16 protein-coding genes (1 of these 16 only partly in view) are annotated in these 14,847 nt (G+C 67.4%); 13 read left to right on the top strand and 3 right to left on the bottom strand.

What is annotated here, in order from left to right; genetic code table 11:
• Positions 1 to 36: 36 nt before the first annotated feature.
• Positions 37 to 909, bottom strand: coding sequence for a LysR family transcriptional regulator (locus ACK8OR_RS17110; protein ID WP_410190590.1), 873 nt, complete (start codon positions 907 to 909; stop codon positions 37 to 39).
• 108 nt (positions 910 to 1,017) lie between these two features.
• On the opposite strand from ACK8OR_RS17110, the gene ACK8OR_RS17105 reads away from it, so the two are divergent.
• Positions 1,018 to 1,170, top strand: a complete 153-nt coding sequence (locus ACK8OR_RS17105) for a hypothetical protein (RefSeq protein WP_410190589.1) — start codon at positions 1,018 to 1,020, stop codon at positions 1,168 to 1,170.
• Positions 1,171 to 1,186: 16 nt separating this feature from the next.
• Here the strand turns inward: ACK8OR_RS17105 and ACK8OR_RS17100 are convergent, their stop codons facing one another.
• Entirely contained in the window at positions 1,187 to 1,642 is a 456-nt protein-coding gene (locus tag ACK8OR_RS17100) for a GNAT family N-acetyltransferase (RefSeq protein WP_410190588.1), read from the bottom strand.
• On the bottom strand, positions 1,639 to 2,241 hold the full coding sequence (locus tag ACK8OR_RS17095) for an HD domain-containing protein (protein WP_410190587.1): 603 nt from the start codon (positions 2,239 to 2,241) through the stop codon (positions 1,639 to 1,641). Before ACK8OR_RS17095 ends, ACK8OR_RS17100 begins: the two co-directional genes overlap by 4 nt.
• A gap of 111 nt (positions 2,242 to 2,352) precedes the next feature.
• Between ACK8OR_RS17095 and ACK8OR_RS17090 the strand changes: the two genes are divergently transcribed.
• From ACK8OR_RS17090 to ACK8OR_RS17035, 12 genes are all read left to right on the top strand, one after another.
• Positions 2,353 to 2,658 carry a hypothetical protein gene (locus tag ACK8OR_RS17090; RefSeq protein WP_410190586.1) on the top strand — a complete coding sequence of 102 codons (306 nt, stop codon included), beginning with the start codon at positions 2,353 to 2,355 and terminating at the stop codon, positions 2,656 to 2,658.
• 80 nt (positions 2,659 to 2,738) lie between these two features.
• Positions 2,739 to 4,124, top strand: coding sequence for an adenosylhomocysteinase (gene ahcY, locus ACK8OR_RS17085; RefSeq protein ID WP_410190585.1), 1,386 nt, complete (start codon positions 2,739 to 2,741; stop codon positions 4,122 to 4,124).
• Positions 4,125 to 4,318: 194 nt separating this feature from the next.
• A complete protein-coding gene (locus ACK8OR_RS17080; RefSeq protein WP_410190584.1) occupies positions 4,319 to 4,786 on the top strand; it encodes a PRC-barrel domain-containing protein in 468 nt (155 codons plus the stop codon).
• Positions 4,787 to 4,936: 150 nt separating this feature from the next.
• On the top strand, positions 4,937 to 6,172 hold the full coding sequence (locus ACK8OR_RS17075) for a PRC-barrel domain-containing protein (RefSeq protein ID WP_410190583.1): 1,236 nt from the start codon (positions 4,937 to 4,939) through the stop codon (positions 6,170 to 6,172).
• A gap of 82 nt (positions 6,173 to 6,254) precedes the next feature.
• Positions 6,255 to 6,962, top strand: a complete 708-nt coding sequence (locus ACK8OR_RS17070; RefSeq protein WP_410190582.1) for an extensin-like domain-containing protein — start codon at positions 6,255 to 6,257, stop codon at positions 6,960 to 6,962.
• Positions 6,963 to 7,050: 88 nt separating this feature from the next.
• Complete coding sequence (locus tag ACK8OR_RS17065; RefSeq protein WP_410190581.1) at positions 7,051 to 7,389, top strand: DUF2853 family protein; 339 nt, start codon at positions 7,051 to 7,053, stop codon at positions 7,387 to 7,389.
• Between the two features lie 190 nt (positions 7,390 to 7,579).
• Entirely contained in the window at positions 7,580 to 10,195 is a 2,616-nt protein-coding gene (clpB, locus tag ACK8OR_RS17060) for an ATP-dependent chaperone ClpB (protein ID WP_410190580.1), read from the top strand.
• A 103-nt stretch (positions 10,196 to 10,298) separates the two neighbouring features.
• Complete coding sequence (locus ACK8OR_RS17055; protein WP_410190579.1) at positions 10,299 to 11,036, top strand: M48 family metallopeptidase; 738 nt, start codon at positions 10,299 to 10,301, stop codon at positions 11,034 to 11,036.
• Positions 11,037 to 11,234: 198 nt separating this feature from the next.
• On the top strand, positions 11,235 to 11,720 hold the full coding sequence (locus tag ACK8OR_RS17050) for a fasciclin domain-containing protein (RefSeq protein WP_410190578.1): 486 nt from the start codon (positions 11,235 to 11,237) through the stop codon (positions 11,718 to 11,720).
• 123 nt (positions 11,721 to 11,843) lie between these two features.
• Complete coding sequence (locus ACK8OR_RS17045; protein ID WP_410190577.1) at positions 11,844 to 13,349, top strand: FMN-binding glutamate synthase family protein; 1,506 nt, start codon at positions 11,844 to 11,846, stop codon at positions 13,347 to 13,349.
• Positions 13,350 to 13,465: 116 nt separating this feature from the next.
• Complete coding sequence (msrP, locus tag ACK8OR_RS17040; protein ID WP_410190576.1) at positions 13,466 to 14,362, top strand: protein-methionine-sulfoxide reductase catalytic subunit MsrP; 897 nt, start codon at positions 13,466 to 13,468, stop codon at positions 14,360 to 14,362.
• Between the two features lie 77 nt (positions 14,363 to 14,439).
• Positions 14,440 to 14,847, top strand: the 5' portion of a protein-coding gene (locus ACK8OR_RS17035) for a protein-methionine-sulfoxide reductase heme-binding subunit MsrQ (RefSeq protein WP_410190575.1). 126 nt of this gene lie beyond the right edge of the window; only the first 408 of its 534 coding nucleotides appear in the window; it begins with the start codon at positions 14,440 to 14,442; its stop codon lies beyond the right edge, outside the window.

Below are 14,847 nucleotides of genomic sequence, written 5' to 3'. Positions count from 1 at the left end.
CCGGATCGATCTAGCGCGGCCGCCGCGCGCGTCCCGTCAGACCGCGCGGCGCAGCCAGCGCCGGAAGAGCCGCAGGTTGTCGGAGGCCGCACCCGGCCGCGTCACCACGTAATAGCCGATGCCGTCGAGATGCAGCGGCGCCACCTCCACAAGGCGCCGCTGATCGAGGTCGCGCTGGATCAGGGTTCGGCTTTGCAGGCCGATCCCGAGCCCGGCCCGGAGCGCCGAGAGCACCAGCCCGTTCGTGGCGAAGGTCAGAAGCGTCAGCGAATCGGGCGCGACGTCGAGCCCCTGCGCCAGATGCGGGAGGTCGGCGCGGTTGTCGGCGATCAGCCAGCGCTGGGCGCGCAAGGTGTCCCGGTCGGCGCCCGCCAGTTGTTCGGCCCGCGCGGGGGCGGCAACGACCGCGAAATCGTTGCGCAGCAGTGGCTCCACCTCGAAGCCCGGCCAGTCGCCGTCGCCATAGCGGATCGCCAGGTCGTGCCCGTCGCGGCGCAGATCCGTGGGCACGACAGAGGGCGCGATCGTGACGTTGATCTCTGGATGTTCGGCCCAGAAGGACGAGATGCGCGGCATCAGCCAATGCTCGGCGAAGGTCGGTGTCGTCGAAACTGACAACGGGCGCGCCTCGTGCCGATCGGCCAGGTCGCGGCAAGTGGCCGAGAGCGTGGTGAACCCTTCGGTCAGCCCGTAGGCCAGGAGTGCGCCATCCGCCGTCGGTTCCATCCCCTGGCCCGCGCGGACGAGAAGCGGCGTGGAAAAGAACGTCTCGAGCGCGCGGACATGCCCGGCGATCGCCGCGTGGGTGACGTTCAGTTCGCGCGCCGCCGCCGACAGAGATCCGTTGCGCGCGGCAGCTTCGAACGCCCGAAGCGCGGCAAGCGAAGGCATGTGCTTCCAGTCGATCATGGATGTCAGTCTGACTTACAACCGCGAAATGGTCCAGATTGGCGTGGCGGGCGATGCACGCACATATGCCAGGCAGATCTGAACCCCATCCTCCCCCGGAGACCTCCCATGTTCGCCACCATCGCAGATTTCCTCCTCGGCGCCGCCCTCTCGCGCCGGACGCCCATCGATCATGGTGCCATGCGCACCCCGTCGCGCCCGCGCGGCGAGTTCGCGCGTCACGACGACCTGGGCTGGATGGCCCGCGTCGGCACCTGGTGACCCGACGCGCCTCTGCTCAGCGGAGGCGGAACAGCTTGACCACCTTGCCCTCGGGCGCGCCCGCGATCCGCTCGAACCCCCGCGAGCGGTAGTAGGCGCGCCCGCTGTCGTTGTAGTCGGCGATGACGGCGTGGATGGTCCGGATGCCCGCCGCGAGCGCGGCCGCGCGCGTCGCCTCGAAAAGCTTCGTCCCGATCCCGAGACCCTGCCGTCCGGGCCGGGCGAACGTTGCGATGGACACGGCGTCGGCGGGCAGGTCGGGCCTATGCTCGACCCATTGGAAACCGACGATCTCGCCTGCGTCCTCGGCGACATGCCACGCCGCCGCGTCCGCCAACCAGCCGCGCAGCTCGTCGCCGGTGACCGGGCCTTCGATCGCGGTCGTGCCGCCGATGCGGATGATCTCGTTCAGAAGGTCGGCCATCGCGCCCCCGTCGAAGGGTCGCGCGGGACGTACATGCAGCCCGCTCACGGCGCATCCATCTCGGCCAGCAGCCCCGCGTGCCGTTCGAGATAGGCGGCGCGCGCCTCGGCCGGGGGGCGCAGCCGCACGCCGAGCCCGGCGATCACATCCGCGTCGGGGCGGCGGAAGAACCGATCCGCCTCGGCCTCCGAGAAGCCCGCGACATGCACAGCCTCGAGCCAGGCCGACACCCGGTCGGCCCGCTTGATCCGGGCCTTGAGGCGCGGCGCGGTCACGGCCGGCAGCCCGAAGCGTAGATGGATCGCGGCCTGCAGCCGCTCGTCCAGCGCGCCGTATCCGGGCCCGACCGCCGCCTTCACCGGCGAAATCATGTCCCCGATCACGTATTCCGGCGCGTCGTGCAGAAGTGCGGTCATCCGTTCACGCGGCGTAGCCGCGCCGGTCCGGCAGAGGATGTCGTCGACCAGCAGCGAATGCTCGGCCACCGAATAGGGCCAGTCGCCCCGCGTCTGCCCGTTCCAGCGCGCGACGAAGGCGAGGCCATGGGCGATGTCGGCGATCTCGATATCGACGGGCGTGGGATCCAGCAGGTCCAGCCTGCGCCCCGACAGCATCCGCTGCCACGCCCTCGGTCGCCTCGTGTTCATGCCTGATGGCATAGCCGTGATCGGGCGCCATGCAACCATTTCGCTGCCGATCCGGTTTGATCCCCATGCGGATGACGTGCCGCCCCCCCAGCTTGACGGGAGATCTCCCCGATGACGACGCGCCTTGCCCTGACCCTCGCCGCCGCTCTCGTACTGCCCTCGTCGGCCGTGGCCCAATCGCACAATTGCGGCCCCCGCGAGCATGTCATCGACCAGCTGGCGATGACCTATGGCGAGCGCTACAGCGGCGGCGGCCTCCAGAACGATACCGCCGTCTTCGAAGTGTGGATCAGCGACGCCGACGGCACCTGGACGATCCTCATGACCCATCCTGATGGGCAGTCCTGCATCATGGCGGCGGGGACCGACTGGCTCCCGGCGCTGCCGCGCCACCACGTCGCGGGCATCCCGTCCTGAGGATGCGCGAACCGGCCGCGTTGCCGTGACGCCGCCACGGTGATACGCCCCGCCCGAAACTTGATATCGGGAGCCGGGACATGGCTGAAGACTACGTCGTCCGCGACATCGCGCTGGCCGAATACGGCCGCAAGGAACTGGATATCGCCGAGACCGAGATGCCGGGCCTGATGTCCTGTCGCGCCGAGTATGGCGAAACGAAGCCGCTCAAGGGCGCGCGCATCGTCGGCTCGCTCCACATGACGATCCAGACCGCCGTCCTGATCGAGACGCTGGTCGAGCTGGGCGCAGATGTGCGCTGGGCGTCCTGCAACATCTTCTCGACCCAGGACCACGCCGCCGCCGCGATCGCCGCGGGCGGCACGCCGGTCTTCGCGGTCAAGGGCCAGACCCTGACCGAGCATTGGGACTATCTCGACCGGTCGTTCATGTTCCCCGAAGGCGCGAACATGATCCTCGACGATGGCGGCGACGCGACGCTCTACATCTTGTTGGGCGCCAAGGCCGAGGCGGGCGAGGACCTGGGCGTTCCGACCTCGGAGGAGGAAGAGGCGATCCATGCTCAGATCAAGAAGCGCATGGAGGCGAGCCCCGGCTGGTTCACCAAGACGCGCGATGCGATCAAGGGCGTCTCGGAAGAGACGACGACCGGCGTTCACCGTCTCTACGACCTGCACAAGAAGGGCCTGCTGCCCTTCCCGGCGATCAACGTGAACGACTCGGTCACCAAGTCGAAGTTCGATAACAAGTACGGCTGCAAAGAATCGCTGGTCGACGGCATTCGTCGCGCCACCGACACCATGATGGCCGGCAAGGTCGCCGTCGTGATGGGCTATGGCGACGTGGGCAAGGGTTCGGCGGCCTCGCTCAGCGGCGCGGGCGCGCGCGTGAAGGTCACCGAGGTCGATCCGATCTGCGCGTTGCAGGCCGCGATGGACGGGTTCGAGGTGGTGCTTCTGGAGGATGTGGTGTCCTCGGCCGACATCTTCATCACCACCACCGGCAACAAGGACGTCATCCGCATCGAGCATATGCGCGAGATGAAGGACATGGCGATCGTCGGCAATATCGGCCACTTCGACAACGAGATCCAGGTCGCCAACCTGAAGAACCACAAGTGGACCAACATCAAGGAACAGGTGGACATGATCGAGATGCCCTCGGGCAGCCGGATCATCCTTCTGTCCGAAGGGCGTCTTCTGAATCTTGGCAATGCGACCGGTCACCCCTCCTTCGTGATGTCGGCCAGCTTCACCAACCAGGTGCTGGCGCAGATCGAGCTCTGGACCAAGGGCGACGAGTATCAGCCGGGCGTCTACATCCTGCCCAAGCACCTGGACGAGAAGGTCGCGCGGCTGCATCTGGACCGGATCGGGGTCAAGCTGACGCCGATCTCGAAGGAGCAGGCGGATTATATCGGCGTGCCCCAGGATGGCCCCTACAAGCCCGAGCACTACCGCTACTGACGCCCGTCCATCGGCGGATCATGGCCGCGTTCCCGACTGTCGGGGATGCGGCCTTTTTCTGCCGGGCGCGAAGGCGCGAACGGGCGGATCGTCGCGCGATCCGGGGCCCCGTGCCGCAGGCCATCGGCCCCGCATTCGCCGGCCCCTAGCCTCCGACAGCCGGGGTCGTTCCGGCGCATCACGAGGAGGATGACATGCATTTCCGTAGTTCCATCCGCGTCGCCGGAGCGGCGCTTCTCATCGCCGGTCTGCCCGCGGGCGCGCAGGAGGTGGCCGACGGGGCTTACGGCGCCTTCGCCGACGTCGCGGTCCGCGACATCGTGGGCCTGACGGTGGTCACCGGCACCGGGGAGAACATCGGCGAGGTTGAGCAGGTCCTGAAGGCCGGCGCCGACATGCAGGCTGTTCTCGGGATCGGTGGCTTTCTCGGCTTCGGCGAGCACGACGTGGCGGTTCCGCTGACGGCATTGGCCCCGGCCGATGGCGTGGTCCTGCTCCAGGAGATGGACCTCGAGACGCTCGAGGCGATGCCCGCGTTCGAAGCCACGCCCGAGGTCGAGGCGCTGCCGCTCGACGTGACGGTGGCAGGTGCACCCGCGCCGCGACCCGGTGCGGTGGAACTCGAGACCACGTCGCCCGACGGCACGGCGCCCGAAAACTAGGCGCGATCCGGCGGTCCCGGCCCCGCGTGAAGGGCTATACGCGCGGGGCAGCCCCATGGTTCCAATGATAATTATTGGGGCTGGATGGGGAACGGAATCGGGGGGGAGGCGGGTTGTAGGGTCACTGCAAACGCCAACCGGGAGATTCCCATGACTACGCACAAGCTGCTTCTCAGCAGCGTGGCTGCCGCCGCGCTGTTCGCGACGCCGATCGTCGCCCAGACCGCCATCTACGACGCCGAGGGCAACGCCGCCCTGAACGAAGACGGCACGGCCCTGATGGCCGATTCCGAAGGCATGATCACCGACGCGGAAGGTGTTCGCCTGCTGGACGCCGATGGCCAGCCCCGCATGGCCGAGACCGAAGGCTTCGTGATGGAAGGCACCACGTCGACCGTCGCCGGCGCGATGGGCGGCCAGATCGTCGTCGAGCAGGGTGATGCCGACGTCGAGGTGTCCGTCGCCGACCCGGTCGTGACCGTCGACCAGGCCCAGCCCGAAGTTCTCGTCGAGCAGGCCCAGCCCGAGATCACGGTGACCGTGGCCGAGCCGACCGTGACGGTCGAGCAGCAGGCTCCGGTCATCACGATCGAGCAGGCCCAGCCCGAAGTCGTCGTCGTGATCCCCGAGCCGACCATCACGGTCCGCATGCCCGAGCCCGACGTGAACGTCGCCACGGCGCAGCCCGAGATCTCGGTCCAGCAGCCGGAGCCGATCGTCCGTTTCGTGCGCCCCGAGCCGCGCATCACGATCCAGGAATCCGAGCCGAACGTGCAGGTCACGCAGGCCGAGCCCCAGATCAACGTGAATCGCGCCGAATCCGCCGCCGTTTCCGTCGCTCAGGCTGATGCCGAAGTGACGATCGAGTCGGAAGGCGAGGGCAACGTCCAGCTGACGCAGGCCGATCCGGTCGTGAACATCGAAGAAGCCGATGACGCGGAGATCCTCGTCGATCAGGCCGAAGCCAACGTCACGCTCGAAGAGCAGGGCGACGCCAACATCGTCGTTACGGACCAGGCCGCCATGGCCGAGACCGACACGATCCTGCTCGCCGACAGTGAAGCGGCAGCCGGCCTCTATGGTGCGTTCGCCGACTACCGCGTGTCGGACCTCGTGGGCATGAACGTGCTCGGCGAGACCGGGAACGATGTCGGTGAAGTCGACCGCCTGATCACCAACGGCACCGAGCTGATGGCCATCGTGGGCGTCGGCGGGTTCCTCGGCCTCGGCGAGCACGACGTCGCCATCCCGCTCGACCGTTTCGTGGTCGGCGACGATGCGATCGTCCTGAACGCCCTGACCGAAGCCGAGCTCGAGGCGATGCCCGAGTGGGATGAGACCGGTAACGTTCTGCCCCTCGGCATGACCGTCGGCGACACCTACTAAGTCGCCCCGACATTTCGACGACGAAGGCCCTGCGCGATGCGCGGGGCCTTTTCTTGTCGGCGCCCTCCTGCGACCACGGGCCATGTCCGACCGGTTCCGCATACTCGCCCGCATCGCGACGCGTCTTTCGATCCTAGCCCTTCTGTGCTGGGGCGGCTGGTGGCTCCTGATGGACGCGCGCAGCCCGCTGCCCGCTGGATGGAACCCCCTGATCCCCCTCGACGTGACCGCCGCGCCCGGACCGCTTACGGGACTGCAGCTTCGGCGTGCCCTGTCCTCCGACGAGCGATGCGACGCGGCCCTTCGCACCGGCGCGCAGTTCGAGCCGATGACGCCCCTCGATGGCGGGGCGCAATGCGGCATCGATCCGCGCCTTGCCCTGACTGCGGTCGGCTCGTCCGCCATCGCGCCCGTCGAGACGACCTGCAGCACTGCACTGCGCCTCACCATGTGGGAGCGGCACGCGCTGCAACCCGCCGCAGCCGCGCATCTCGGACAGGCCGTCGCGCGCCTCCACCATCAGGGCAGCTACAACTGCCGCGCGATCCGCGGCGGTACGCGCATGAGCCTTCATGCCACCGCCGAGGCCATCGATATCCGCGCGGTGACGCTGGTCGATGGCCGCCGGCTGGAACTCGCGCAGGGCTGGACCGGCCCCGACGCGACCTTCTGGCATGCGGCGCGGGACGGCGCATGTCGCTGGTTCGCCACGACTCTCGGGCCCGACTACAACGCCGCCCATGCCGACCACTTCCACCTGCAGGCACGGGGCTGGGGCCTCTGCCGTTGAAGTTTTCCTTTATTTTGCAGGGCAGGGTCGGCAAGACTTCGGCCGAGCGGGCCAGAGCGCCGCGCGCAGGACAGTGGAGAAGGACGTCATGAGCAAGCTGGACGAGAAGGTCGGCAAGTATATTCAGGTGGTCAAGGACAAGGGCATCGATCTGGACACGGACCTGCTGCGGAAGGTCACGCGCGGCTGTGGACCCTCGATCTACAACGCCGACAGCGAGACCATCGCGGCGAGCCAGGCTGGCGAGATGGCGACGCTGAAGAACAACTTCCTGATCAAGAAGCTCGGCCTCTCGGACGGACCCAAGCTGGACGAGGCCATCGACAGCGTCATGGAGACCTATGGCCGCTCGGATACTAACAAGTATCGTGCCGTGATCTACTACATGCTGACCAAGCACTTCGGGAAGGAAAGCGTCTACAAGTAAGACGCGATCCGGGGCCCCTCGGGGCCCGAGAGACGGGCGGCGCCCTGGCCGGGGCGCCGCCCGATTTTCGTCGGACGCATGGGTTGCAGATCGGCAACAGTGCTCCCATCTCCATCGCGTGAGGTCCGCGACCTGGCCGTGCCCATTCGGGGCGGCCGCCGGTGGACGCTTTGACGCAAGGAGACGGGTCATGAACCTGGAGACGTTTACCGAACGCGCGCGCGGCTTCCTGCAGGCCGCCCAGACGATCGCCACGCGCGAGGGGCATCAGCAGCTGGTGCCGGAGCATCTGCTCAAGGCGATCATGGATGACGAACAGGGCATGGCGGCCAACCTGATCTCCGCCGCGGGCGGCGCGCCGGACCGGGTGCGCACGGCCGTGGATGCGGCGGTTGCCAAACTGCCGAAAGTGTCCGGCGATGCGGGGCAGGTCTACCTGTCGCGCGACCTGACGAAGGTGCTCGACGAGGCGGAAGCCGTGGCCAAGAAGGCCGGTGACAGCTTCGTTCCGGTCGAGCGGGTGCTGATGGCGCTGGCGATGGTGAAGTCGCGGGCCAAGGACGCGCTGGACGCGGGCGCGGTGAATGCGCAGGCGCTGAACGCCGCCGTCAACGATGTGCGCAAGGGCCGGACGGCGGATTCCGCATCCGCCGAGGACAGCTATGACGCGCTGGACAAGTATGCGCGCGACCTGACCGAGGCGGCGCGCGAGGGCAAGATCGACCCCATCATCGGGCGCGACGAGGAGATCCGGCGCGCGATGCAGGTTCTGAGCCGCCGCACCAAGAACAACCCCGTCCTGATCGGCGAGCCGGGCACAGGCAAGACCGCCATCGCGGAAGGCCTCGCCCTGCGGATCGTGGATGGCGACGTGCCCGAGAGCCTGCGCAACAAGAAGCTGATGGCGCTCGACATGGGCGCGCTGATCGCGGGCGCCAAGTATCGCGGCGAGTTCGAGGAGCGGCTGAAGGCCATCCTGAACGAAGTGACCGCCGCGGCGGGCGAGGTGATCCTCTTCATCGACGAGATGCATACGCTGGTCGGTGCGGGCAAGGCCGACGGCGCGATGGATGCCGCGAACCTCATCAAGCCTGCGCTGGCGCGGGGTGAGCTGCATTGCGTGGGTGCCACGACTCTCGACGAGTACCGCAAGTATGTCGAGAAGGACGCGGCCCTGGCCCGGCGGTTCCAGCCGTTGATGGTCGAGGAGCCGACGGTCGCGGACACGATCTCGATCCTGCGCGGGATCAAGGAGAAGTACGAGCTGCATCACGGCGTGCGGATCAGCGACAGCGCCCTAGTCGCGGCGGCGAACCTGTCGAACCGCTACATCACCGACCGCTTCCTGCCGGACAAGGCGATCGACCTGATGGACGAGGCGGCGAGCCGTCTGCGGATGGAGGTGGACTCGAAGCCCGAGGAGCTGGACGCGCTGGACCGCGACATTCTGCAAAAGCAGATCGAGGTCGAGGCGCTGCGGCTGGAGGACGATGCGGCATCGAAGGATCGGCTCGAGACGCTCGAGAAGGAGCTGGCCGAGGTGCAACAGCATTCGGCCGAGCTGACCGCGCAATGGCAGTCCGAGCGCGACAAGCTCGATTCTGCGCGCGACCTGAAGGAGCAGCTGGACCATCTGCGGGTCGAGCTGGACCAGGCCAAGCGCGACGGCAACTTCGCGCGCGCGGGCGAGCTGCAATACGGCACCATCCCGGAGCTGGAGAAGCAACTGGGTGAAGCCGAGGACAGCGAGAACGACCTGATGGTCGAGGAGGCCGTGCGCCCCGAGCAGATCGCGAGCGTCGTCGAGCGCTGGACCGGCGTGCCGGTGTCCAAGATGCTGGAGGGCGAGCGCGAGAAGCTTCTGCGGATGGAGGACGAGCTGGGCCGTCGGGTGATCGGTCAGCGGCAGGCCGTGATCGCCGTTGCCAATGCCGTGCGCCGGGCGCGCGCGGGGCTCAACGACGAGGCGCGGCCGCTGGGGTCGTTCCTGATGCTCGGGCCGACCGGCGTCGGCAAGACGGAGCTGACGAAGGCGCTGGCCGAGTTCCTGTTCGACGATGACGGCGCGATGGTGCGCATCGACATGAGCGAGTTCATGGAGAAGCACGCCGTCAGCCGCCTGATCGGTGCGCCGCCGGGCTATGTCGGCTATGACGAGGGCGGTGTACTGACGGAAGCGGTGCGGCGCAGGCCCTATCAGGTCGTGCTGTTCGACGAGGTCGAGAAGGCGCATCCTGATGTCTTCAACGTGCTGCTCCAAGTGCTGGATGATGGCGTGCTGACCGACGGTCAGGGCCGGACGGTCGACTTCAAGCAGACGCTGATCATCCTGACGTCGAACCTCGGGGCGCAGGCCCTGAGCCAGCTGCCGGACGGGGCCGACGCCTCGGACGCGAAGCGGGACGTGATGGACGCGGTGCGGGCCCACTTCCGGCCCGAGTTCCTGAACCGTCTGGACGAGACGATCATCTTCGATCGGCTGGCCCGGTCGGACATGGACGGGATCGTGGACATCCAGATCGCGCGGCTGGCCGAGCGGCTGGCGGGGCGGAAGATCCGGCTGGAGCTGGACGACGCAGCACGCAGCTGGCTGGCCGAAGAAGGCTACGACCCGGTCTTCGGGGCGCGGCCGCTGAAGCGCGTGATCCAGCGCGCGCTGCAGAACCCGCTGGCCGAGATGATCCTGGCCGGCGAGATCGGGGACGACGCGGTCGTGCCGGTCAGCGCCTCGGCGGATGGGCTGAGGATCGGCGACCGGGTCGCGACCTCGGACCGGCAGCCGCCCGAAGACGCCGTGGTTCACTGAGTGCCACTCCGGCATGCCGGGTGGTCAGATGCAGGAGGGCGGCCCGGCGGGTCGCCCTTTTTGCTGCGCGGAACGCGGGGCGGGTCCGGCGGGTTGCGGGTGCATGTGCGATCTCTGCCTTTCCCGCCGCCGCTTTCTGACCGTGGTGCCCCTCGCCGCGACCGTCTCGGCCTGCGACGTCTCGCTCGTCTCGGATGCGGAGGCCGAACGGATGGGGCTGGCTGCGTGGCGGGACATGACGGCGCAAAAGCCGCTCTCGTCCAATGGCGAATATGCCGAGGTCGTCGCGCGCGTCGCGGGACGCCTGCTGCGCGCGGCGGGCCACGCGCCCGGCGAATGGGAGTTCGCGGTCTTCGCCGACCGGAGCGCCAATGCCTTCGCCTTGCCGGGCCGCAAGATCGGCATCCACGAAGGGATGATGCGGTTGACCGCGACCGAGGACCAGCTCGCCGCCGTGATCGGTCACGAGATCGGGCACATCGATGCCGAGCACTCCAAGGAGCGGATGAGCGCGCAGGCCGCGAGCGGCTGGGGTGTGCGCGTGGTCGCGTGGCTGCTGAACTGGGGCGAGATGGAATATGCCGAGGAGATCGCGGCGGCGCTGGGCCTCGGGGTCGAGGTCGGCATCCTGCGTCCCTACGGCCGCGACCAGGAGGAAGAGGCCGACGCGCTGGGCGTCCGGTTCATGGCCGAGGCGGATTTCGATCCGCAGGGCGCGATTGAGCTCTGGCGGCTGATGGAGGCGGCCCAAGGCGCGCGGGGCCCCGAGTTCCTGTCGACCCATCCCGCGCCACGAAGTCGGATCCGCAACCTCGAAGCCGTCATCGAGAGCCTTGCCTGACCTGCTTCCGATGACATTTTCGTCAGCTGACGTTGGTTGAATGCCCGGCAGGTCCTCGGCTTAGGCGGCTGCCCGATCACGTCAATGCGGCCGGGCGCAGCATCGGCGAAAAGCCCCCGTCCCATGGCGCCCCTATCTCCGGGTTCAGTCGCCCCGCTCGTCGGGTCGGCCCCTGCAAACCTGACCTGGAGAGACCCCATGATCCGCAAGACCCTGACGGCCCTTTTCGCGACGGTCGCCCTGACCGCCCCGGCCTTTGCCGATGCCCATTCCAAGAACATCGTCGAGACGGCGACGGAAGCCGGGAGCTTCACGACCCTTCTGGCCGCAGCCGAGGCCGCGGGCCTGGTCGAGACGCTGACCGGCGAGGGCCCGTTCACCGTCTTCGCGCCGACCGACGATGCATTCGCCGCGCTGCCCGAGGGCACGGTCGAGACGCTGCTCCTGCCCGAGAACCAGGAGCAGTTGGCGAATGTCCTGCTCTACCACGTCGTGCCCGGGAAGGTGATGTCCACCGATCTTACCGACGACATGGAGGCGGTAACGGCACTGGAAGGACAGGCGCTGACCATCGATCTGGATGACGGGGTGATGGTCAACGACGCGTCGGTCGTGACGGCCGATATCGAGGCGTCGAACGGCGTGATCCACGTGATCGATGGCGTCATCCTTCCCGCGAGCTGATCCGGCTTCAAGGCGCGGAGACGGGGCGGTTCCTCACGGGATCGCCCCGTCTTCGTGATCGGCGCCGGGTTGTGAAGAGCGGGCGCGGGTCGCAAGGTGACGCCGTCACGGAGGAGCCGAGCGATGATCGACTGGACTGCATGGGTTTTGGAGGTTCTGGCCCTGAGCTTCGTGTTCCTCGTCGGGCTCGGCGTGTTGATCGCAGCCGTCCTCTTCGTGATCGACCGAACCCAGACCGAGGACGCGATCCGGCGGAATTACCCCGTGATCGGCCGCTTTCGGCATCTCTTCACCGAGCTGGGCGAGTTCTTCCGACAGTATTTCTTCGCGATGGATCGCGAGGAGCTGCCGTTCAACCGCGCGCAGCGGGACTGGATCAAACGCGCGGGCGAGGGGATGCCGAACACGGTGGCCTTCGGATCGACGCGGGACATCCGGGTGGCGGGCACGCCGCTCTTCGTGAACGCGGCCTTCCCGCCGCTCGATCAGCAGGCGGCCAAGACCGAACCGATGGTGATCGGGGCGGGGACGCCCAATCCCTATGTCGCGCGGTCGATCTTCAACCTGTCTGGCATGAGCTACGGCGCGATCTCGAAGCCCGCGGTGCAGGCGCTGTCGCGGGGTTGTGCCGAGGCGGGCATCTGGATGAATACCGGCGAGGGCGGGTTGTCGGAGTATCATCTCGAAGGAGGCTGCGACCTGGTCTACCAGATCGGGACGGCGAAGTTCGGCGTTCGCGATATCGAGGGCAACCTCTCGGAAGAGAAGCTGCGGGAAATGGCTGCGATCCCGCAGGTGAAGATGTTCGAACTGAAGCTTGCGCAGGGTGCCAAGCCGGGCAAGGGCGGTATCCTTCCCGCGGCCAAGGTCACGCCCGAGATCGCCAAGATCCGTGGGCTGGAGCCGGGTCAGGCCGGGATCAGTCCGAACCGCCATGCCGAGGCGTCGAACGTGGACGAGCTGCTGGACCTGATCGGACGGCTGCGCGAGGTGTCGGGCAAACCCGTGGGCATCAAGACGGTGGGCGGCGCCGAGGAGAGCTTCGCCGAGCTGTTCGAACGGATCGCGGCGCGCGGGGCCGACTGCGCGCCGGATTTCATCACGCTGGACGGTGGCGAGGGGGGCACGGGTGCGGCACCCATGCCGCTGATCGACCTCGTGGGCATGTCGATCCGCGAGGCACTTCCGATGGTCAGCGGCCTGCGCGACGCGGCGGGTCTGAAGGATCGCATCCGGCTGGTGGCCAGCGGGAAACTGGTCAATCCGGGCGATATCGCCTGGGCCATGTCGGCTGGCGCGGATTTCGTGGTCAGCGCACGGGGCTTCATGTTTGCACTGGGCTGCATCCAGGCGCTGAAGTGCAACAAGAACACCTGCCCCACCGGGATCACGACCCATGACAAGCGATTCCAGAAGGGCCTCGTCGCCGAGGAGAAATGGGCGCGGGTCGCCGCCTATGCCACAGGCATCGTCAAGGAGGTCGAGGTCATCGCCCATTCCGTCGGCGTGACCGAGCCGCGCCAGATGCGGCGGCGGCATGTGCGGATCGTCCAGCCGGACGGCACCTCGATCCCGATGCACATCCTGCACCCGCGCGGACCCGCCGAAGCGCGGATGACTGCCGAGTAGGAACAAATCCGCGGCTGCGTCCTTACTTCTTCGTGAGGTGCGCTAGTTAGTGCGACGCGCCCGCGCCCGATAGGGTAACGAAGGGCAACCGATACGACCGACACCCGGAGGCCCCGATGTTCAAGTCCGACCTGACCCGTGCCGATGTGACCCCGAAGGGCATCTGGATGAATCGCCGTAAGCTGATCGCGGCGATGGGGGCGGGGTCGGTTGCGAGCGGTCTCGGGGTCGCGGCGCGCGCGCAGGAGGCGCTGGAGCCCAACACCTGGGAAGAGATCACCACCTATAACAACTTCTACGAGTTCGGCCTTGGCAAGGAAGATCCCGCCAAGCACGCCGGTGCGATGGTTACCGAGCCGTGGACCGTGGCGGTCGACGGGCTGGTGGACAATCCCGGCGAATACGATCTGGCCGACCTGATCGGCGACATCCCGACCGAGGAGCGGATCTACCGGTTCCGCTGCGTCGAGGCATGGTCGATGGTGATCCCGTGGAACGGGTTCGAGCTGAACAAGCTTCTGACGAAGGTCGGGGTGCAGTCCGGCGCGACGCATGTCCTCTTCGAGACCGCTGTCCTGCCCGAGGTGATGCCTGGCGTGAACGTACCGATCCTCGACTGGCCCTATACCGAGGGATTGCGGCTGGATGAGGCGATGCACCCGCTGACGATGATGGCGACCGGGCTCTATGGCGAGCCGTTGCCCAACCAGAACGGCGCGCCAATGCGATTGGTCGTGCCGTGGAAATACGGCTTCAAGTCGATCAAGTCGATCGTCCGGATCAGCCTGACCGACGAGGAGCCGCTGAACACCTGGCAGCAGAGCGCGCCGAAGGAATACGGCTTCTACGCCAACGTGAATCCGGATGTGGACCATCCCCGCTGGTCGCAGGCGAGCGAGCGGGTGATCGGCAGCGGGCTGTTTGCCAAGCGGGTCGATACTCTGCCGTTCAATGGCTATGCCGAACAGGTGGCGTCCCTTTACGAGGGCATGGATCTGTCGGTGAAGTTCTGAACCTCGCGGCGCGTATCGGTCCGCCGATCAGTTCGGCCGTTCGGAAGATCCCGACCTGGCCCGTCTATCTTCTGGGTATGGTGCCGGGCGGACTTCTGGTCTGGTCGCTGTTCACCGGTGGGCTGGGCGTCGATCCGGTCAAGGCCATCGAGCATCGGCTTGGGACGCTTGCGCTGCAGTTCCTGCTCGCCTCGCTCACGATCACGCCGCTTCTGCGCTATGCGCGCATCAACCTCATCAAGTTCCGCAAGGTGCTCGGGCTTCTCGGCTTCGGATACCTGACGCTACACTTCCTGGTGTGGCTCCTGCTCGACCTGCAGCTCCGCTGGGGAGAGATCGGAACGGACCTCACCAAACGGCCCTACATTGTCGTCGGCTTCATCGGGTTCCTGGCACTCATCCCGCTGGCGGCGACCTCATACCAGGCCGCGGTACGGTGGCTCGGGACGCAGACGTGGCAGCGGGTGCACCGCCTCGTCTATCTC

It is taken from the genome of Jannaschia halovivens (genome assembly GCF_046452375.1).
Taxonomy (GTDB): domain Bacteria; phylum Pseudomonadota; class Alphaproteobacteria; order Rhodobacterales; family Rhodobacteraceae; genus Jannaschia; species Jannaschia halovivens.
The sequence above is the reverse complement of the archived record's forward strand: the minus strand, read 5'-3'. Positions and strand labels throughout refer to the sequence as shown.

Bases quoted from the DNA above. Each gene is read 5' to 3' on its own strand.
- clpB (WP_410190580.1), top strand. From the start codon at position 7,580: ATGAACCTGGAGACGTTTACCGAACGCGCGCGCGGCTTCCTGCAGGCC.
- ACK8OR_RS17095 (WP_410190587.1), bottom strand. From the start codon at position 2,241: ATGAACACGAGGCGACCGAGGGCGTGGCAGCGGATGCTGTCGGGGCGC.
- ACK8OR_RS17105 (WP_410190589.1), top strand. From the start codon at position 1,018: ATGTTCGCCACCATCGCAGATTTCCTCCTCGGCGCCGCCCTCTCGCGC.
- ahcY (WP_410190585.1), top strand. From the start codon at position 2,739: ATGGCTGAAGACTACGTCGTCCGCGACATCGCGCTGGCCGAATACGGC.
- ACK8OR_RS17110 (WP_410190590.1), bottom strand. From the start codon at position 909: ATGATCGACTGGAAGCACATGCCTTCGCTTGCCGCGCTTCGGGCGTTC.
- msrP (WP_410190576.1), top strand. From the start codon at position 13,466: ATGTTCAAGTCCGACCTGACCCGTGCCGATGTGACCCCGAAGGGCATC.
- ACK8OR_RS17050 (WP_410190578.1), top strand. From the start codon at position 11,235: ATGATCCGCAAGACCCTGACGGCCCTTTTCGCGACGGTCGCCCTGACC.
- ACK8OR_RS17045 (WP_410190577.1), top strand. From the start codon at position 11,844: ATGATCGACTGGACTGCATGGGTTTTGGAGGTTCTGGCCCTGAGCTTC.
- ACK8OR_RS17055 (WP_410190579.1), top strand. From the start codon at position 10,299: ATGTGCGATCTCTGCCTTTCCCGCCGCCGCTTTCTGACCGTGGTGCCC.
- ACK8OR_RS17075 (WP_410190583.1), top strand. From the start codon at position 4,937: ATGACTACGCACAAGCTGCTTCTCAGCAGCGTGGCTGCCGCCGCGCTG.
- ACK8OR_RS17065 (WP_410190581.1), top strand. From the start codon at position 7,051: ATGAGCAAGCTGGACGAGAAGGTCGGCAAGTATATTCAGGTGGTCAAG.
- ACK8OR_RS17070 (WP_410190582.1), top strand. From the start codon at position 6,255: ATGTCCGACCGGTTCCGCATACTCGCCCGCATCGCGACGCGTCTTTCG.
- ACK8OR_RS17080 (WP_410190584.1), top strand. From the start codon at position 4,319: ATGCATTTCCGTAGTTCCATCCGCGTCGCCGGAGCGGCGCTTCTCATC.
- ACK8OR_RS17090 (WP_410190586.1), top strand. From the start codon at position 2,353: ATGACGACGCGCCTTGCCCTGACCCTCGCCGCCGCTCTCGTACTGCCC.